Source organism: Pseudomonas sp. AC242 (assembly GCF_979258655.1).
Genome location: NZ_OZ409873.1, coordinates 3884917 through 3902371 on the forward strand (window position 1 = coordinate 3884917; position 17455 = coordinate 3902371).

Annotated in this window: 18 protein-coding genes; 4 read left to right on the plus strand and 14 right to left on the minus strand. The window is 59.8% G+C overall.

Annotation, left to right across the window (positions count from 1 at the left end; translation table 11 throughout):
- Positions 1-148 precede the first annotated feature (148 nt).
- Positions 149-628 carry a GNAT family N-acetyltransferase gene (locus ACZZ0A_RS17380; protein WP_007908312.1) on the minus strand — a complete coding sequence of 160 codons (480 nt, stop codon included), beginning with the start codon at positions 626-628 and terminating at the stop codon, positions 149-151.
- Positions 629-854: 226 nt separating this feature from the next.
- Between ACZZ0A_RS17380 and ACZZ0A_RS17385 the strand changes: the two genes are divergently transcribed.
- The 4 genes from ACZZ0A_RS17385 to ACZZ0A_RS17400 all read left to right on the plus strand — a co-directional run bounded on the left by ACZZ0A_RS17385 (position 855) and on the right by ACZZ0A_RS17400 (position 3540).
- Positions 855-1508 carry an HD domain-containing protein gene (locus ACZZ0A_RS17385; protein WP_463543506.1) on the plus strand — a complete coding sequence of 218 codons (654 nt, stop codon included), beginning with the start codon at positions 855-857 and terminating at the stop codon, positions 1506-1508.
- Positions 1509-1617: 109 nt separating this feature from the next.
- Positions 1618-2871 carry an MFS transporter gene (locus ACZZ0A_RS17390; RefSeq protein ID WP_463543507.1) on the plus strand — a complete coding sequence of 418 codons (1254 nt, stop codon included), beginning with the start codon at positions 1618-1620 and terminating at the stop codon, positions 2869-2871.
- A gap of 25 nt (positions 2872-2896) precedes the next feature.
- The gene (locus ACZZ0A_RS17395; protein WP_007908306.1) at positions 2897-3238 is read left to right on the plus strand and encodes a hypothetical protein; all 342 of its coding nucleotides are present in this window, start codon (positions 2897-2899) and stop codon (positions 3236-3238) included.
- 44 nt (positions 3239-3282) lie between these two features.
- Positions 3283-3540, plus strand: a complete 258-nt coding sequence (locus tag ACZZ0A_RS17400) for a hypothetical protein (protein WP_016986009.1) — start codon at positions 3283-3285, stop codon at positions 3538-3540.
- A gap of 166 nt (positions 3541-3706) precedes the next feature.
- Here the strand turns inward: ACZZ0A_RS17400 and ACZZ0A_RS17405 are convergent, their stop codons facing one another.
- The 13 genes from ACZZ0A_RS17405 to ACZZ0A_RS17465 form a co-directional block, all read right to left on the minus strand.
- The gene (locus ACZZ0A_RS17405; RefSeq protein ID WP_463543508.1) at positions 3707-4636 is read right to left on the minus strand and encodes a PfkB family carbohydrate kinase; all 930 of its coding nucleotides are present in this window, start codon (positions 4634-4636) and stop codon (positions 3707-3709) included.
- Positions 4629-6095, minus strand: a complete 1467-nt coding sequence (locus ACZZ0A_RS17410) for a purine-cytosine permease family protein (protein WP_463543509.1) — start codon at positions 6093-6095, stop codon at positions 4629-4631. The genes ACZZ0A_RS17405 and ACZZ0A_RS17410 overlap by 8 nt, the downstream gene beginning before the upstream one ends.
- Positions 6096-6324: 229 nt before the next feature.
- Positions 6325-7323, minus strand: a complete 999-nt coding sequence (locus ACZZ0A_RS17415) for an ADP-ribosylglycohydrolase family protein (RefSeq protein ID WP_414916862.1) — start codon at positions 7321-7323, stop codon at positions 6325-6327.
- Positions 7320-8033: a GntR family transcriptional regulator gene (locus tag ACZZ0A_RS17420; RefSeq protein ID WP_007908297.1), complete on the minus strand. Its 714-nt coding sequence runs from the start codon at positions 8031-8033 to the stop codon at positions 7320-7322. The genes ACZZ0A_RS17415 and ACZZ0A_RS17420 overlap by 4 nt, the downstream gene beginning before the upstream one ends.
- 298 nt (positions 8034-8331) lie before the next feature.
- Complete coding sequence (gene araH, locus ACZZ0A_RS17425) at positions 8332-9300, minus strand: L-arabinose ABC transporter permease AraH (protein WP_042704903.1); 969 nt, start codon at positions 9298-9300, stop codon at positions 8332-8334.
- A 12-nt stretch (positions 9301-9312) separates the two neighbouring features.
- Complete coding sequence (araG, locus tag ACZZ0A_RS17430) at positions 9313-10857, minus strand: L-arabinose ABC transporter ATP-binding protein AraG (RefSeq protein ID WP_463543510.1); 1545 nt, start codon at positions 10855-10857, stop codon at positions 9313-9315.
- Positions 10858-10910: 53 nt separating this feature from the next.
- Entirely contained in the window at positions 10911-11915 is a 1005-nt protein-coding gene (locus ACZZ0A_RS17435) for a substrate-binding domain-containing protein (protein ID WP_007908290.1), read from the minus strand.
- A 136-nt stretch (positions 11916-12051) separates the two neighbouring features.
- On the minus strand, positions 12052-12870 hold the full coding sequence (locus ACZZ0A_RS17440) for an SDR family oxidoreductase (RefSeq protein WP_007908288.1): 819 nt from the start codon (positions 12868-12870) through the stop codon (positions 12052-12054).
- 271 nt (positions 12871-13141) lie between these two features.
- A complete protein-coding gene (locus ACZZ0A_RS17445) occupies positions 13142-14017 on the minus strand; it encodes an SMP-30/gluconolactonase/LRE family protein (protein ID WP_007908286.1) in 876 nt (291 codons plus the stop codon).
- 132 nt (positions 14018-14149) lie between these two features.
- Positions 14150-14866 (minus strand): FadR/GntR family transcriptional regulator, encoded by a 717-nt coding sequence (locus tag ACZZ0A_RS17450; RefSeq protein ID WP_007908284.1) that lies wholly within the window; start codon positions 14864-14866, stop codon positions 14150-14152.
- Between the two features lie 137 nt (positions 14867-15003).
- Entirely contained in the window at positions 15004-15564 is a 561-nt protein-coding gene (locus ACZZ0A_RS17455) for a DUF1285 domain-containing protein (protein ID WP_007908283.1), read from the minus strand.
- 15 nt (positions 15565-15579) lie between these two features.
- Positions 15580-16185 (minus strand): DUF4823 domain-containing protein, encoded by a 606-nt coding sequence (locus ACZZ0A_RS17460; RefSeq protein ID WP_007908280.1) that lies wholly within the window; start codon positions 16183-16185, stop codon positions 15580-15582.
- A 171-nt stretch (positions 16186-16356) separates the two neighbouring features.
- Positions 16357-17325 carry a GTP 3',8-cyclase MoaA gene (locus tag ACZZ0A_RS17465; protein ID WP_007908278.1) on the minus strand — a complete coding sequence of 323 codons (969 nt, stop codon included), beginning with the start codon at positions 17323-17325 and terminating at the stop codon, positions 16357-16359.
- Positions 17326-17455: the final 130 nt, after the last annotated feature.

Consider the following 17455-nt stretch of genomic DNA (forward strand, 5'->3'; position numbering starts at 1 on the left):
CGTTGACGCAGCGAAGGCTCCACGGGCGTGGAGAAATTGTGCCAGAGGCATTGCAGGTGTCGTCCGTGAGTGCGCAAAAATGGCGCGTAGAATGCCGGACTAGAGCGCTGACGACAATCGAATTACTGCTGGATTGCCATCATTGCGATCAGCCTTCAGCAAACTCACGCAGGACCTGGCCATCCATGCGGTAGCGCACCCACTCTTCCTGAGGTTGCGCGCCGAGGGATTTGTAGAATTCGATCGCCGGCGTGTTCCAGTCGAGCACGCTCCATTCGAAGCGGCCGCAGTCGTTGTCGCAGGCGATTTTCGCCAAGTGACGCAACAAGGTTTTGCCAGCACCGCCGCCGCGTTGTTCGGGGGTGATGTAGAGGTCTTCGAGGTACAGGCAGTTGCTGCCCAGCCAGGTCGAGTAGCTGAAGAAGAACACGGCGAAACCGATCGGCAGCCCGTCGCGCAGGCAGATCAGACCGTGGGCGGTGGCGCCTTCGCCGAACAGGCTGCGCTCGATGTCGGCAACGCTGGCGATGACTTCGTGGCGGGCCTTTTCGAAATCGGCGAGTTCAGTGATGAAGGCGAGGATTTGCGGGGCATCGCTGGGGGTCGCCGGGCGGATTTCGATCGTCATGGACGGGCCTTGTCGGAAAAAGGAAAACGCCATACTAAGGTGGTGAGCGGCGCTCGTCACATGGCAAAACACACACTACCCTGCGCAATGTTGCAAACACTGCAGTTCCCTGTGGGAGCGAGCCTGCTCGCGAAAGCGGACTGTCAGTGACATTGCGGTGACTGATACTGCCTCTTCGCGAGCAGGCTCGCTCCCACAGGAACTGAGACAATCTGAAAGGATGCTTATGAACTTAGATAGTTTTACGCCCGTGGCGGCACTGGCAGCAGAGTTACTGCCGTACGCATTGGAGCCGTCCGACGACGGCGCCCACGACCTCGCCCACTTGCAGCGCGTCTGGCACAACGTGCGTACGCTGCATGAAGAAGAAGGCGGTGATCTGGAGGTGCTACTCGCTGCGGTGCTCCTGCACGATTGCGTGGCTGTCGAGAAAAACTCGCCACTGCGCGCGCAAGCCTCGCGTCTGGCGGCAGAAAAGGCTTCATCGGTGCTCGCCGAAATGACCTGGCCCAGCGAAAAAATCACGGCCGTCGCCCACGCCATCGAAGCCCACAGTTTCTCCGCCAACATCACTCCGCGCACCCTCGAAGCGAAAATCGTCCAGGACGCCGACCGCCTCGACTCACTGGGCATGCTCGGTGTCGCCCGAACCTTTTACATCGCCGGACGCATGGGTTCGGCGCTGTACGACCCGCAGGATCCCGAAGCGAAACAACGCAGTTACGATGACACGCGTTTTTGCCTCGATCATTTCCAGACCAAGCTGCTGCACCTCGCGGACGGTTTCCAGACAGACGCTGGCCAGCGTCTGGCGCAGGTCCGTCATCAACGCCTGAAAGGTTTCATGGAACAATTCAAGGAAGAGATCGGCATTGCCTGAGCGTTACTCCGGCGCGCAGCGATCCTGACTTCGCCAACCTCAGACCTAATCCGCCGGCCCGCCGTGCTAAACAGATGACGCTGAATTTTTCCGGTCAAGGAACCGCGTCATGTCGCAAGCAACACCCACGGTATCGAGCAAGTTGTTCGGCCTGTTCTGCCTCGCCAGTTATCTGCTATCGCTGTCCTACGGCTCGACGTTTTTGCTGTCGCTGTTGATCGGCTCTCGCGGCGGTAATGAACACGATGCGGGGAGTGTGATTTCGGCGGCGATGCTCAGTACGTTTGTCGCGGTGCTGGTGTCCGGGCATTTGTCGGACTGGCTCGGGGCGGCGCGTTCGATTGCAGTGTTCGGGCTGTTGCTGGTGGCGGCGAGCCTGGGTTTTGCGCTGACGCCGGGGTTCGGTCATTTGCTGCTGTTTTTCGGTTTGTTGTTGGGATTGGGCTGGGGCGTTTTTTACACCTTGGGACCGATTATCGTTGCCAGTCTGGTGACGCCGGCGCAGCGGGCCAAATATTTCGCCTTGCTGTCCGGCAGCATGATGACCGGCATCGGCAGTGGGCCATTACTGGGTCGTGCGGCGAGTGCATTGGGGTTGCCGGTGACCTCGGCATTTTATCTGGCGGCGCTGGCAAGCCTGATCGGGGTGCTGCTGCTCTGGCAGCTTGGCGCAAAACTGAAAAGTACCCAAGCCACAACCGCGGCAAGAATCACCTGGCAGACGACCACTCAAGTGCTCGGTTCACGCGCCCTGTTTCCGATCATCATGGTCGGTCTCGGCGGTTGCGTATTCGGTGGCCTGTCGAGTTTTCAGACAAGTTATGCCGCCGCCCTTTCGCTGGATTATTCGTTGTTCTTTCTCGGTTTCATGAGTGCCGCGATCAGCAGTCGGATGCTGATCTCGGGATATGTCGTCAAGCGTGATCCATTACGCGCATCGTGCCTGCTGTCGGGACTGATGCTGGGTTCGATTGCGCTGTTCGCGTTCGGTGTGCACAGCGGATTCAGCTATCTGTTGGCGGCGCTGATGCTCGGCGTCGGTTATGGCCTGACCTATTCGGTGATCAACGGCCTCGCCGCCAACGAAGCACCGGCCGGCACCACATCGCAGGCGTTGTTGCTGTTCAGTCTTTCGTACTTCATCGGCGTATTCGGCTTCCCGTTATTGGCCGGGAAAATCATCGTCGAGCACGGCATGAGCACGCTGCTTTTGACGGTATTGCTCGTCGCGTTGGCCAACTGGCTGATCACCCTTGGCCGCTTGCTCTGGCGACGGATCAGTCTGAAATCGGCGCAGGCAATCCAGACCGTTCGTCGTTCATCAGGCACCAATTCGATCAGCAGGCAGACCAACGACAGGTAAGGATTCCAATCACTGGAGATGCCCTATGATCCCGTCAAGGTTGACTGCTTTCGTATTCAGCGCCCTGCTCTGCCCTGCGGTTTTCGCCGCATCCGCCACCGCTGCGGGCACCGGCCCTACCGATCCTACCCCACCCCGCGCACCCGCCATCAACAGTGCCCCCGGCATGAACACCGATGGCTCGGGCGTGCCGTTGATCAATCAACCGCCCGCCACCGGCACCGATCCGCGCACTCAGGGCAGTGACCCGGGTCGTCAGGGCGGCATGAACACCCCCGACGCCCCCGCCACGCCAGACAACGCGGGCCCCGGCGTCGGTTCCAAAACCACCACCGGTGGCTCCGGTTCCGAAGGCTCCGGTCAGTAGTTCGCCGACGCGAGCGTCCTATTCACATCCATGAAGAGGTACCCATGAACGTCGATAAAAACCTGGAAAAAGAAGTCCTCACCCGCCTGCTGCATGCCCATCCGAGTGGTCTGGGCAAGGAGGTGCTGGACAATTACCGGGGCGAGAAAGTCGTGGCCAGCGCCCTCGCCGCCCTGCAGGATCGCGGATTGATTCACCATGGTCATGTGACCTGCAACGAGGCTGGCGAGCATTCGTTGAACCTGCCGATCAAGCTCAGTGCCGCCGGCGTTGAGGCGGCGCGCAAGCTGGATCTGCAGTAGTCCTGCGGTCGCTCGTTGCCGATGCGGCGAGCGGCCAATTCAAGTTTTGACTTGAGGCTGATGGCCTAATCGCTGGCAAGCCAGCTCCCACAGGAACCGGGGTGTACACAAATGTGTGTTCACCAAAAAAACTTGTGGGAGCTGGCTTGCCAGCGATGGCGGTAGATCAGGCGCCGCCGGACTCGCGGAAAAACGCATCCACTTCAGTCGCACCCGGTGAAGTCGCCGGCCCCCAGCGCGTCACCGCCAGCGCCGCTGCAGCATTCGCCCGCCGCGCTGCTTCATGGGCAGACAAGCCCTGCGCCAATCCGGCGACGAACACCCCGGCATGGGCATCACCGGCGCCATTGCTGTCCACCGCTTTCACAGCAAACCCCGGCACATGCCGACGCTCGTTGGCCTGTTGAATCCAGCAACCCTGCGGCCCGTCACGCACAACCATCAACACCTCGTTGGGCAGATGCTCAGCGAGACGATCCAGTGCCACGCCAATATCCTCAGCGCCGGTAAACCGCAGTGCTTCGACACTGTTGCTGGTCCACACATCGATGCGTGGCAGCAACGCTTTCATCAGCGGCGAGTCCGGTGATTCAACCAGCGGGCCCGGATCGAACACCACGTTGATTGTCGCCGGCAACGCCAATGTCCAATCGAGCAACGCCTGCGCCTTACCCTCGTGGAGCAGGCTGTAGCCGCTCAGATAAACGTAATCGCCCGCCTCGGTCGCGACGCTGTTCAAATCCTCTTCAGTCACTTCACCTTCAGCGCCGATATAGGAAATAAAGCTGCGCTCGGCCGACGCATCGGTCAGCGCCACACACAAACCGGTGTCTTTCATTGCGGGTTCGGTGATGCCGATGTGAATCCCCTCGGCATTCATCGCCTGACGCGCCAGATCGCCGAAACGTCCGGTGCCATGCCGGCCAAGATAAACCACCGGCAAGCCATTACGTACCGCCGCTGCCATTACATTGAAACCGCCACCGGCTTCGAAACCGGCCGACTGCGCGAGCACGTCACCGCCAATCTGCGGCAGTTTATCCACGGCCATGACCAGGTCGATGATGACCTGGCCGGTGTGCAACATCTTAGGCATGAGCATTCTCGGTTGGCGTGGCGCGGCGATCTTTCGCCCCGCCCAGTACACAGTAAATCCCACCAGCGACGACGAAGGTCACAATCCAGCCGAGGCCGTTGTGGCCCAGCCACGAATCAGACAGAAAGCCTTTGAACCAGACGTTCTCGGCAGTGGTGCCGATGGTGGTGAAGCTGAAGCCGAGGACGATGGCAATCGCCCAGGCGCCGAATGCACGCCACTCGATGCCGCCGCGATACCAATAAGCGCTGCTCGGGCTGACGTCGAGCAGGTCTTTCGGGCTGTAGTAGTGACGGTGAATCAAGTCGACGACAAAGATCCCGACCCACGCGGTGATCGGCACCGCCAGCAGGGAAATGAACGTGATAAACGGGCCGTAGAAGCTGTCGGCGATCAGCATGAAGTAGATCGAACCGGCGAAGATCGCAACGATGTCGACCACCACCGCGTAGACGCGTTTGACCTTCAGGCCGAGAGTCAGCGTGGTCAGACCGGCGGAATACACCGACAGGTTGTTCGACAGCAACAGGCCACCGAATGCGGTGATCAGGTACGGCACCGCCATCCAGGTTGGCAGCATGTCGCGGATTGCCACGATCGGGTCAGTCGCCGAAGCAAGATCGTTATTGCCCACCGACAGCAAACCGCCGAGGGTGATCAGCAACACCAGCGGAATCCCCGCACCGAATGCAGCGGACGCAACCAGACGCACAGCCTTGACGCTGCGGTGCTGATAGCGCGACATGTCGGCGCCCGCGTTGGCCCAACCAATGCCAGTGCCGGCAGCCATGGTACCGATACCGATGATCATTGCGCTCATCGGCGCTGGCGTGGCGTTGAACACCGCGCTCCAGTCGATGGTTGCGCAGAGGAAGCCGCCAACCAGAATGTTCAGCGCGCCGAACACGTAGGTCGCCCACTTCTGAATCACCAGCAAGGTCGCATGGCCGAGGCCGGACACCGACAGGGTCAGCAGAACGAAAATGGCGATGAAGATCAGCGTCAGTATCGGCGCGCTTTTCGCTTCGACCGGCGAGCCGAACAGGATCGAGCACAACGACAGCAGCACGAATGCAGCGGTGGTGGTGTTGACCGTTTCCCAGCCCAGACGCGACATCAGCGAGACCAGTGTCGGGCCGATATTGCCGCGCACGCCGAAGATCGCTCGCGACAACGTCAGGCTCGGTGCGCGGCCACGACGGCCGGCAATCGAGATGATCCCGACCACGGCAAACGAACCGGCGGCACCGATGATCGCGACGATGATTGCCTGCCAGATCGCCAGCCCGCGAAACGCGACCAGCGTGGCACCCAGCGGCAGACCGAGGATGGAGATGTTGGCAGCGAACCAGACCCAGAACAGTTGCAGCGGATGGCCGTTGCACTCGGCTTCCGGCACCGGTTCGATGCCGCGGGTTTCCAGTTGCCCGGCGCTTTGCCCGGCGGATGATGAACTCATGAAGGTGCTCCTGTTTGCCTTTTTTGTGGTTGTGGCAATGATGCAAAACGACAAGACATCGCGGCCTTCCTCGGCCTGTCTGCGCGATCCATTGCGGGTTGAAAATTCGAAAATTGCGCTGCGCCTATCGCTGGCAAGCCAGCTCCCACAGGGATCGGGGGTGTACACAAAAGTGTGTTCACAGCAAAAACCTGTGGGAGCTGGCTTGCCAGCGATGCCGTCAGTTCAATCAGCGCAAAGCCAACAGCCCCTGCACCAACGGCTCAAGCTCCAGATGATTAACGGCCTTCACCGTCTCGATCATCGCGCCAGGCCAACACTCAAGACCCAGGCAGGCCCCCAGCATCGCCCCGAGAATCGCCGCGATGGTGTCAGTGTCGCCGCCCAGACTCGCCGCCATGCACAGCGCATCGAACGCACTCATCTCACCGACCGCCACTTGCTGCGCCAGTGCGAACGAGACCACCACCGACTCCTGCGACGCCACCGAAGTGCCGATCACGTCGTAGAGCAGATCGGCCAGTAAAGCCTTGTCGCTATCAACACTGATGGTGCGCGCCCAACTGATCCGCGAGGCAATACGCCCACCGGCGACCCAGTGCCCGTGCGCCTCGGCTTGCTGAGCGATTTGCTGGCCGAGGTTGAGCGCCTCGCCCAAGTCCACGCCATTGATGCCAGCAGACACTACCGCCGCTACCGCCGCCGCACTGGAAATCCCCAGCGTGGTGTTGTGAGTGACTTGGCAAGCTTGTACCACTGCCGCAATAAAGCGCTCAGGATCGGCAACATCTGCCGCGATCCCAACCGGCGTGATGCGCATCGCCGCGCCGTTGGTGGTGCCGTAACGTCCGGCTTCTTCCGGCGAATGGCCGGCGAGAATCATTTCAATGGCGCGCTTGGTCGACGGCCCGAGCAAATCCTGCGAGCCCTTGGCCTGCATCTCGGCCTCCCACTCGATCAAGCGTTGCGCGAGGATCGCCGGCTCGATGCGGCCCTTGCCTTCGATCAGCAACTCGCCGACCAGAATCGCCTGTTCGGTGTCGTCGGTGATCGAACCTTTGGGCATGTTCGCGGCGATCGGTTGCAACGGACCGGCGTCCTGCAGATCGGTGATCTGGCCGAAACGGGTCTTGATGGTTTCGCGGTTCAGCGATTGCGTCGGCATGCCCAGCGCATCACCGAGGGCCAGGCCATAGAAAGCGCCGAGGGCACGGTTGAGCGCGGTCATTTCGATTCTCCAAATTGCAGGTGCAAACGGAAATGCACCGGGTCGAGCAGGCTTTCGACCAGCTCCATGAAACGGTTCTGGCGGTCGTAGGTAGTGCGCAGCGCTTTGAGGAAAACGGTGCCGACCGGGCGCCCGAGCAGTTCAGCATCTTCGGCATTCAGCGGCTCGGCGCCGATCCATTGATCGCCGCGCTCGCCGATGTAGCCGTACGCGGCCAGGGTGATGGTCAGGGAGTTGTCGATCAGGCCGACGCGCGGCAGGCTTTCCAGGCCGCCAGTCGCTGGCATCAAAGAGCGTTCGAGGGACACCAGCGTACCTTCGTTGGAGCGGCGGCGACGGTCGAGGGTGATGAATTGGTCAGTGCCAAACCGCGATAGCAGGTCTGGCCGGGTCACAGCTTCCAGGCGCAGCACTTCGGTGTTGATCATCGCCCCGCTATCGGCCAAGGCCTGTGCCCAGCCGCTGCGCTGGTCGAGCGCGACACCATCGAAGGTGACGATTGAGCCGACTCCGCTTTGCGTGGCGATGTAATTGCGCCGTTTCAGTTCGGCCAGCGCTTCGCGCAGCGTGCCTCGGCTGACTTGGAATTCTTGAGCCAACTGATGCTCGCCGGGCAACAGAAAGCCGTCCTCCATGAGGCCGCTCTCGATGCGCCGGACGAGTTCGTCGACCACCCGTTGTTTCTTGTCAAATCGTACCTGTCTAATCATGTACAAATTGATACCCGAAACGGGTGCGGGCGGGCAAGGAAAATTTGGGGATAGTGACGAAAGGCGGGAGAATCAAAAGCCCCTCACCCTAGCCCTCTCCCGGAGGGAGAGGGGACTGAATGGGGGATGCTCAAGAGGTACGCCGACCTGAAAGTGCTTTGCCGAATCCACAATCCACCCGAAAGTGCTTTTCCGAATCCATAGTCGACGAGAACTTTCAGGTCGACGGATTACGCAAGACACCTCGGTCGGCCCCCTCTCCCTCTGGGAGAGGGCTGGGGTGAGGGGCTCTTGATTTTTAGCGTTGTTTGAGGCGGTCGATCACCACCGCCAGCAAAAGGATCGAACCACGGATAACATATTGGTAGAAGGTATCAATGTTCTTCAGGTTCATCGCATTCTCGATGATCGCCAAAATCAACACCCCGGCAATCACATGCCGGATCATGCCGATCCCGCCGCTCAACGACACCCCGCCCAACACGCAAGCCGAGATCACCGTCAGCTCAAAACCCTGACCAATCATCGGCTGCCCCGAGGTCATCCGCGACGCCAGAATCACCCCGGCCAACGCACCAATCACCCCATGCACGGCGAAGATAATGATCTTGGTCCGATCAACATTCACACCCGCGAGCAACGCCGCTTCCTGGTTGCCACCGATGGCCATGGTGTTACGTCCGTAGGTGGTGTAATTCAGCAGCCAGCCAAAAAACAGAAAGCAGACGATGGTGATCAGAATCGGCACCGGCACGCCAAACAGCTGGCCGTTACCGAAGACGAAGAATGATTCCTGCGACACGCCCACCGCTTTGCCGTTGGCAAAAATGTACGCCAGACCGCGAACAATCTGCATGGTCGCCAACGTCGTGATCAAGGCGTTGACCCGCAACTTGGCGATCACGATCCCGTTGATCAGCCCGACAATCAGGCCCATTACCAACGCCGCGCTGACACCGAGAAACACGCTGTTGGTGTCGCGCATCACCACCGCCGCGACCACGCCGGCGCAGGCAATCACCGAGCCCACCGACAAGTCGAAATGCCCCGACGCCAGGCAGTACAACATCGTGCACGCGGCGATCCCGGTGGTGGAAATCGCCAGGCCCAGGCCACGCATGTTCAGCGGCGAAAGGAAGTTGTCGATCAGCAGCGTGCAGGCAATGAAAATGCCGATCGCCGCCAGCAGCATGACCCAGTCATCGAGGAAGCGGCGCATGTCCAAAGGTTTGCGCTCTTTGGGCAGGGTTTCGTTTTGGGTTGTCATCATAGTCACCTCTCAGTTCGCCACGCCGTCAGCGCGGTGGCGCGGCAAAGCCATTTGCAGCAGGTTGGATTCATTGGCCTGGTCACGGCTGATTTCGCCGCGCAGAGCGCCTTCACAGAGCACCAGAATGCGGTCGGAAATGCCCATCACTTCCATCAGGTCGCTGGACACCACGATCACTGAAATGCCCTCGGCAGCGAGGTTATGGATGATCTGGTAGATCTCCGCTTTCGCACCGATATCGATGCCGCGCGTCGGTTCGTCGAGCAACAGGACCTTCATCGGCATCGACAGCCAGCGACCGAGAATGGCCTTCTGCTGATTGCCGCCGGACAGAAATTTGATCTGCTGACCGGCATGCGGGGTTTTCACCTTCAGCGCCTTGATCTGTTTGTCGGCGTTGCCCTTTTCCCACAAACCGCGAATCAGGCAACCGAGGCCAGAGTTGGCGCCGCGGGCACTGATGTTGATGTTCTCGGCAACGCTGGCGAGCGGGATGATGCCCTCCTTCTTGCGATCTTCCGGACACAGCAGAACCCCGGCGGCAATCGCATCGCGCGGTGAGCGCAACTTCAGTTCGTGACCTCGCAGTTCGAGGCGTCCGGCCGTCATGCGCTCAAGGCCACTGAGCAGGCGAAACAGCTCGGTGCGCCCTGCCCCGACCAGTCCGAACAAGCCAAGGATTTCGCCTTTGTGCGCCTCGAAACTGATCGGCTCGCGCAGGCCCGGGCCGAGCAGGCCGGCGACCTTCAGCGCGACGGCGCCGCGTGGACGATGGCGGTAATCGTAGATGTCCTGAATGTCGCGCCCGACCATGCAGGTCACCAGTTGATCGTGGGTCAACTGGCTCATGTCGTCGAAGGTGCGCACGTAGCGACCGTCCTTGAACACCGTCACCGCGTCGCAGATGCGGAACACTTCTTCCATGCGATGCGAGACGTAAAGCACGACTTTGCCTTCGTCACGCAGGCGCCCGATGATCGCCATCAAGCGGTCGATCTCACGGGCCGAGAGGCTGCTGGTCGGTTCGTCGAAAGCGATCACATGGGCGCCGCGCGACAGCGCTTTGGCGATTTCCACCAGTTGTCGCTGGCCGAGGGACAAGCGTCCGACCTTGGTTTGCGGATCGATTTCATCCGCCAGACCTTTCAGGCAATTCAACGCTTGCTGGCGCAGGGCACCGCGATTGATGAAACCGAAACTGGCCGGCAGATGGCCGAGAAACAGGTTTTCGGCGACGGTCATTTCCGGCACCAGATGCAGCTCCTGGTGAATCACCGCGACGCCGCTGCCGATACTGTCAGCCGTCGACTTGAACGCCATGGTCTGCTCGCCGATCTGCAACTCGCCACTGCTCGGGATGTAAGCGCCGCCGAGGATTTTCAGCAGGGTCGATTTGCCGGCGCCGTTCTCGCCCATCAAGGCATGAACCTGGCCGGGATGGGCGACAAAGCTGATTGCGTCCAGCGCTTTCACGCCAGGAAAGGTTTTGCCGATCCCGTTGAAGCGCAGGCTGCCGCCGGAGCTGTGTTGTTGTGTTTGTACTTGCGCGTGCATAAAGCCACCTCTTCACACCGAAAAACGGCCCGGCTGCCCGGGCCGTCGCTGCATCAGTTCCACAAGCCGATTTTTTCCAGCTCTTGCTTGAAGTTCTCGCGGGTGATCAGGGTGACGTCGTCCATGGCGGTGTACTTCGGCGGTTCTTTGCCGGTGGTGACCCACTCGAACATCATCTCTGCGGTTTTGTAGCCTTCGATGTGCGGGCTTGGCAGCATCGAGCCAAAGAAACCGCTGTTAGGCTTTTTCAGCTCGCCGATGGCGTCGGTGCCGTTGATGCCGATGCCGATCACGTTGGCGGCGGCGAAACCGGCCGCTTCAGTGGCGCGCACACCGCCGAGCACGGTGTTGTCGTTCATGCCGCCGATGATCAGGTTTTTTGCGCCGCTCGGCAGTTTCACCAAAGCCGAGTTGGTGGCGTCCATGCTGCCCGGTACGTCGAGGGTTTTCAGTGCGGCGAACAGAATGTGATCTTTCGGCATGCCGGCGTCTTCAAGGGATTTCACCGAGCCGTCGGTGCGTTTCTTGCCGGTGTCGAGTTCGTTGTAGGTGTTGACCACCGCGTAGGTGTCTTTCCAGTCCCAGTTACGCTTCTTCGCTTCGGCGACCATGGCATTGCCCTGCTTCTGGCCAACTTCGAACGCGGCCATGCCGAGGTACGGCACGTCTTCCATGAACTTGCCGTTGGCGTCGACGAAACGGTCATCGACGGCAATCACTTTCAGGTCATTGAGTTTGGCTTTGGCCATGATCGCCGGGCCGAGCGAGACATCCGGCGGGCAGATCACGAAGCCTTTGGCGCCGTTGGCCGCCAGACTGTCGATCGCCGAGAGGGTCTTCTCGCCATCCGGCACGGCGATCTTGATCAGTTCGAAGCCCTTGTCCTTGGCGGCTTTCTCGGCGAAGGCCCACTCGGTCTGGAACCACGGTTCTTCAGCCTGTTTCACCAGAAAACCGATTTTCACAGTATCGGCAGCGAGCAGCGCACTGCTCAGGCTGAACGCGGTGACCGCCAGAGCGGTACTGCACAGGGTACGAATCCCGAAACGACGTTTCATAAGCTGACTCCTTGTTATTTTTTTTGAGCAATGTTTGAAAAACGTTAAAGCGTGTTCCTGCAAAATCTTCTGACAATAGTCATATCGTATGATGATTGGATTGCAAACGGATTTACCCGCGTGAAAGCCACTGTGCTCAGTCGTGGTACATCACCGAGCGACCACCATCGATGGTGATGCATGACGCATTGATGAACGGTGCTTCATCGCTGGCCAGAAACACCGCCGTCATCGCCACTTCGAGCGGCTGACCGATGCGTTTCGGCGGGTGCAGATCGAAGGCGCGCTGACGCTCGGCGTGCGGGTTGGCGAAACCGTTCCAGTAATCGACGTTCAGTTGCGTTTCGATATAGCCCGGGGCGATGGCGTTGACGCGAATGCCTTTCGCGGCGTACTCGATGCCAAGTGCGCGGGTCAGGCCGAGCAAACCGTGTTTGGCCACCGGGTACGGGAAGCAGCCGGGAATGATGTGGCTGGAATGGGTCGACGCGATATTGATGATGCTGCCAATGCCCTGTTCGATCATCTGCGGCAGTACCGCTTTACAACCGAACCAGGCACCGTCCAGATCGATGGCGAAACAACGATGCCAGTCTTCTTCGGTCATTTGCAGCGGATCGCGGAACACATTGACACCGGCGCAGTTGACCAGCACATCGATGCGTCCGTGTAGCGCAACGGCGCGTTTGGCCATGGCGTGCAGATCAGGCTGATGCGAGACATCCGCCTTCAGCGCTTGCACATCGTAACCCTGCTCACGCCAATGGCCGGCAACCTGCTCGACTTTCTCGGCCTGGATATCGCTGATAACCAGTTTCGCTTGCTGCGAAGCGAAGGCCGCGACGATGGCTTCGCCGATACCTTGCGCGGCGCCGGTCAGCAGCACGACCTTGTTTTTCAGACGCTCGCCCTTCGGCGGTGCGGGCACCGGCGGCAGGGAAAGAGGTTCAGCCATGGATCAGGACTCCTGTTTCGCAGGCACAAAAAAACCGGGCATCTGCCGGTGTCCGGTCTGGAAGGCGGTTTGAACGAAACAGGCAGGCGCGGCCGACGGCATCGAGCCGTTGCGAGACGCGGACTCCACGCGGGAGTGCGATAGACATTCGCTGCATCACTTCACCTGTTTTGTTCTTTTTAAGTGTGAGTGCGTGTTACTGCTGGAGCCGACTATAAACCCGACCGCAGAATAATCTCAATATATAATTTTGCATCCCATATTTTGGGATTTAATCCGCAAACCGCGTACAGAGTTTTCCTGCAACATCCACGCGCATCGACAGAACTGCGCCATCCAATGGATGGTTGTGCGGGCTCTGGGCGCTGGTGATGAACAGGGTTTTCAGGTCTTCACCGCCGAATACACAACTGGTCGGGCGGCTGACAGGCAGATCGATTTTGCGCTCGACCTTGCCATCAGGTGTCAGCCGCAGCAGGCAACTGCCGTCCCAACGGGCATTCCAGATGTAGCCTTCGGCGTCCATCGCAGAACCGTCCGGGCCACCCTGCTGGTCGGGGCCATACCAGACTTGCGCAGCATCAAGGTTGCCGTCGGCGTGAATAAAATAGCGATACAGCGTGTCATCGAGACTGTCACCGAACAGGACTGTGGTGCCGTCGTCGCTCCACAGCAGCGTGTTGGGAATGCCCAGGCCGCGCAGCAATGGCGTGACACGTTTATCCGGATCAATGCGGAACAGGCCACCGGAACGACGGGTGATCGGCAGATCTTCGCCGTTCTCGCCGATGTTGTTTTGCATAGTGCCGAGCCACAAACGACCCTGGCCATCGCAGCGCGCTTCGTTGGGGCGATTGCCGGGTTGCGGGTCGGCGACGCAGAACAGCGTCAGTCGCGGTTCGAGGCCTGGGGAGTCGAGATCGAGGCGATAGACGCCGCTACTCAGGGTCACCAGTGCGTCACCGCTGGCGCAGGGGATGAACGCGGAAACGTGTTCAGGCATCTGCCAGATCTGTACGTTCTGACCGATCAAGCGCAGCGCCTGTTTGCCGGCGATATCGACCCAGTACAACGCCTGGGTCGGCGCGTCCCAGAACGGGCCTTCACCGAGTTGAGCGCGGTGTTGGGTCAGGGCGGTCCACGGCATATAACGGTCTCCATTGTTCTTGTTTTAACTGCAGGAGTGAGCCTGCTCGCGATCGCGGTGGACCAGTCGAAGCTACTTTGCCTGATACGACGCTATCGCGAGCAGGCTCACTCCTACAGTGGATCTGTGTATTCAGCTGGCTTTTTTGTCGGCCATGACTTTCGGGTAGAAGCGTTTGATCGCCAAGTCCGCGTTGTCGATCAGGGTCATGCACGCCCACACGCCGCGCGCAGAATCGCGGGCGGCGATGGCATCGGCCATGTCCTTGTGGATGGGTAGCGTACGGCGCAGTTCATCCGGGTCAGCGGCGGAGACTTCGAACGACACCGCCAGCAATGCGCCGAGGGCCGGGACCATTTGTTCGATGAATTGATTGTGGCTGGCGGCGAGAATGCATTCGTGGAAGAACTGGTCGGCGCGGTTGTAATCGGTGCCGCTGTCGACCGCGCGCTCAAGGGCGTTATAGGCCAGTTGCACCGCTTCGATCTGGTCCAGCGTCGCCCGCTCACACGCCCAGCGCACAGCCATGGGTTCGATAGTGCGGCGCAGGTCGAGCAAGTCATCGACAAAGTTTTCCGGTAGCCCGTTGCGCGACAGCCAACCGACGACTTGCGGATCGAACAGGTTCCAGCGCCGCACCGGCAGCACGCGGGTGCCGACTTTCGGCCCGACTTCGAGCATGCCTTTGGCGACGAGGGTTTTGATTGCTTCGCGGATCACGGTGCGGCTGACACCGAGCTGTTCGCCCAGATCGGCCTCGACCTTGATGGTCTGCCCGGGTTTGACTTGGCCAGCGGCGATCCAGCTGCCGAGCCAGTCGACCGTCGACGCGTGAAAGCTGCTGGACATGAACACCTCAAAGCGGATCGCGATGGGTGATTAAGCTAATCATCATATGATTAGGTGTCAACGACAAAAAAAGATCGCAGCCTTCGGCAGCTCCTACAGATGTACGCCATGTAGGAGCTGCCGAAGGCTGCGATCTTTTAAGGTTCGAGGCCGATGCGGAAGAACTCGCCGCCACTCCACACACCGAGCCAACGCTGCCCGTCGATTTCGCGGCTGACCGCCATTTCCACCAGTTGATAGAACACATTTCGGTGGATCAGCGCTTCAAGGTTGGTACGCACATGCACGTAAGGCGCGGGTTCTTGCGTTGTCGGATCAATCTCGACGCGGATCGGATGCTCCGGCCCGGCCTCGGCGGTTTCATCGACGTTAGTGGTGAAGCGCAACAGCTGCGCCTCGCCCTCGCCTTCAACCTCGACCGCAATCGCCACGAACGGCGCATCATCAACCTTGATCCCGACCTTCTCGACCGGCGTGATCAGGAAATAATCATCGCCATCGCGGCGCATGATCGTGGAGAACAATTTGACCATCGGCTTACGCCCGATCGGAGTGCCCAGGTAATACCAGGTGCCGTCGCGAGCGATGCGCATGTCGATGTCGCCGCAGAAGTCCGGGTTCCACAAGTGCACCGGCGGCAGGCCTTTGGTTTTCGGGATCTGTCCCAACAGGTCATTGGCTTTTTGCGGGCCACTCATGGCGTTCTCCTTGAATTATTGGTCGCCGACTCCCAACAGACTGCGCGCGTACTGGGCCAGCGGCGGGCCGATCAGGTCTTCGGGCTTGCTGTCGTGGAACGTCAGTAAACCGCCACGACTCTTGATCCGTGCAGTATCAATCAAATACTGGGTGCTGGTCTCGATCAACATGATCTGAATCACGCCGCCGTCGATGCCGAGACGATCAACCGCTTCTTCATCGAGCCATTCATCGGAGTTGCCGATGCGGTCGTCAGCCTTGGCGAAGCGGGTGTACAGCAGATAGTGCGCGCCAGCATCGCGAGCTTCGCCCATCGCCTGATCGAGGCCTTCCGGCGCACGGGCACGGCGGACCATCGGGAAGTATTCGACGAAGCCTTTGAAGGCTTCTTCAGCCACAACGTTCGGCCGTGGGTAAGAACCACCCGGCGGTGCGAACGCGCCTTGAGCGATGTAGATAAACGAGTCCGGCTGAATGCGGAAGTTGTTCACGCGGCGGCTATCGCTGTGGTCCAGCAAGCCTGCGTCGCTCATTTGGTAGCGAGTGCCTTCGGCCATATCGCTGACAGTCATACAGCCGCCAAGCGCCAAAACGGCCAGCAGCAAAACCAGGCTACGCATCCTATTCCTCCAGAGGCCGGTGACGGAAAACCGGCGAATGGCCGTTGGATGCAGCTTTTGCGCCAGCTCGGGATTTTTGGCGAATGATGGATCGCCTTCGCGAGCAAGCTCACTCCCACATTTGGAATGCGTTCAACCTGTGGGAGCTAGCCTGCTAGCGATGAGGGAAGTTCAGCCGCCGATAATCTTCATGACGGTAGCACCGCCCGAGAACGCCACTTCCTGTTTATCGCCCAACGCTTTGACCAGCAAACGCTGAAGCGCCGGCAGTGCCTGATGACGCGGCTTGTCGAGCAGATCACCAACATAGTGGCGGTTGCTCGACGACAGACAGCCATGCAGCCAACCGGTCGACGACAAGCGCAACCGCGAGCACGTCCGGCAGAACGGCACGCTTTCGTTGGCGATCACACCAAAGTTGCCAAGACCGGGAATTGCGTAACGCACGGCGGTGGCGTCTACGGGCGCATCGGTTTGTGCGTACTCATAACGTTCGCCAATCAGCTCCAACAGCTGCTGCAGACTGACAAACTGTTGCAGGAACGCATTGTTGTCCTTGGCTAGGTGGCCCATGCGCATCAATTCGATGAAGCGCAGTTCGTATCCGCGTTCCAGGCAGTAATCGAGCAGCGGCATGACCTGATCGAGGTTCTGCCCGCGCAACGGCACCATGTTGACCTTGATCTTCATCCCCGCCGCTTTCGCCTGATCCATGCCATCCAGCACGGTGGCCAGATCGCCGCCACGGGCGATGCTGCGGAAAGCACCGGCGTCGAGGGTATCGAGGGACACGTTGATCCGACGCAGACCGGCATCTACCAGCAACGGGAGTTTCTTCGCGAGGAGTTGACCGTTGGTCGTCAGGCTGATGTCTTCCAGGCCCATCTTGCCGACAGCGGTCATGAACGATTCGAGCTTGGGACTGACCAGCGGCTCGCCGCCAGTGATGCGCAGACGCTCGATACCGGCGGCTTCGATCAGATACGCCACGCCGCGGGCCATGGCTTCAGCCGACAGCTCATCCTGCGCAGCCACCAGCCGCTTGCCGTTAGGCACGCAGTAGGTACACGCGTAATTGCAGGCTGAGGTCAGGCTGATCCGCAAATTGCGAAAACGCCTGCCTTGACGGTCAACGATCATGATCACTCCGGCGAAAGAATTTCGAGCCGCTAAAACTTGACTCACAAATCAAGTTTTAGCAAGCCCTATGCCTGAGTATATTCCTGCGGTACTGCGTCATGTAGCTAAATCATGGCGCAATAAGGCAGCT

What these genes read in the sequence shown, in the direction of transcription:
- ACZZ0A_RS17380 (WP_007908312.1), bottom strand. Translation starts at nt 628, where the DNA reads ATGACGATCGAAATCCGCCCGGCGACCCCCAGCGATGCCCCGCAAATC.
- ACZZ0A_RS17385 (WP_463543506.1), top strand. Translation starts at nt 855, where the DNA reads ATGAACTTAGATAGTTTTACGCCCGTGGCGGCACTGGCAGCAGAGTTA.
- ACZZ0A_RS17390 (WP_463543507.1), top strand. Translation starts at nt 1,618, where the DNA reads ATGTCGCAAGCAACACCCACGGTATCGAGCAAGTTGTTCGGCCTGTTC.
- ACZZ0A_RS17395 (WP_007908306.1), top strand. Translation starts at nt 2,897, where the DNA reads ATGATCCCGTCAAGGTTGACTGCTTTCGTATTCAGCGCCCTGCTCTGC.
- ACZZ0A_RS17400 (WP_016986009.1), top strand. Translation starts at nt 3,283, where the DNA reads ATGAACGTCGATAAAAACCTGGAAAAAGAAGTCCTCACCCGCCTGCTG.
- ACZZ0A_RS17405 (WP_463543508.1), bottom strand. Translation starts at nt 4,636, where the DNA reads ATGCCTAAGATGTTGCACACCGGCCAGGTCATCATCGACCTGGTCATG.
- ACZZ0A_RS17410 (WP_463543509.1), bottom strand. Translation starts at nt 6,095, where the DNA reads ATGAGTTCATCATCCGCCGGGCAAAGCGCCGGGCAACTGGAAACCCGC.
- ACZZ0A_RS17415 (WP_414916862.1), bottom strand. Translation starts at nt 7,323, where the DNA reads ATGACCGCGCTCAACCGTGCCCTCGGCGCTTTCTATGGCCTGGCCCTC.
- ACZZ0A_RS17420 (WP_007908297.1), bottom strand. Translation starts at nt 8,033, where the DNA reads ATGATTAGACAGGTACGATTTGACAAGAAACAACGGGTGGTCGACGAA.
- araH (WP_042704903.1), bottom strand. Translation starts at nt 9,300, where the DNA reads ATGACAACCCAAAACGAAACCCTGCCCAAAGAGCGCAAACCTTTGGAC.
- araG (WP_463543510.1), bottom strand. Translation starts at nt 10,857, where the DNA reads ATGCACGCGCAAGTACAAACACAACAACACAGCTCCGGCGGCAGCCTG.
- ACZZ0A_RS17435 (WP_007908290.1), bottom strand. Translation starts at nt 11,915, where the DNA reads ATGAAACGTCGTTTCGGGATTCGTACCCTGTGCAGTACCGCTCTGGCG.
- ACZZ0A_RS17440 (WP_007908288.1), bottom strand. Translation starts at nt 12,870, where the DNA reads ATGGCTGAACCTCTTTCCCTGCCGCCGGTGCCCGCACCGCCGAAGGGC.
- ACZZ0A_RS17445 (WP_007908286.1), bottom strand. Translation starts at nt 14,017, where the DNA reads ATGCCGTGGACCGCCCTGACCCAACACCGCGCTCAACTCGGTGAAGGC.
- ACZZ0A_RS17450 (WP_007908284.1), bottom strand. Translation starts at nt 14,866, where the DNA reads ATGTCCAGCAGCTTTCACGCGTCGACGGTCGACTGGCTCGGCAGCTGG.
- ACZZ0A_RS17455 (WP_007908283.1), bottom strand. Translation starts at nt 15,564, where the DNA reads ATGAGTGGCCCGCAAAAAGCCAATGACCTGTTGGGACAGATCCCGAAA.
- ACZZ0A_RS17460 (WP_007908280.1), bottom strand. Translation starts at nt 16,185, where the DNA reads ATGCGTAGCCTGGTTTTGCTGCTGGCCGTTTTGGCGCTTGGCGGCTGT.
- ACZZ0A_RS17465 (WP_007908278.1), bottom strand. Translation starts at nt 17,325, where the DNA reads ATGATCGTTGACCGTCAAGGCAGGCGTTTTCGCAATTTGCGGATCAGC.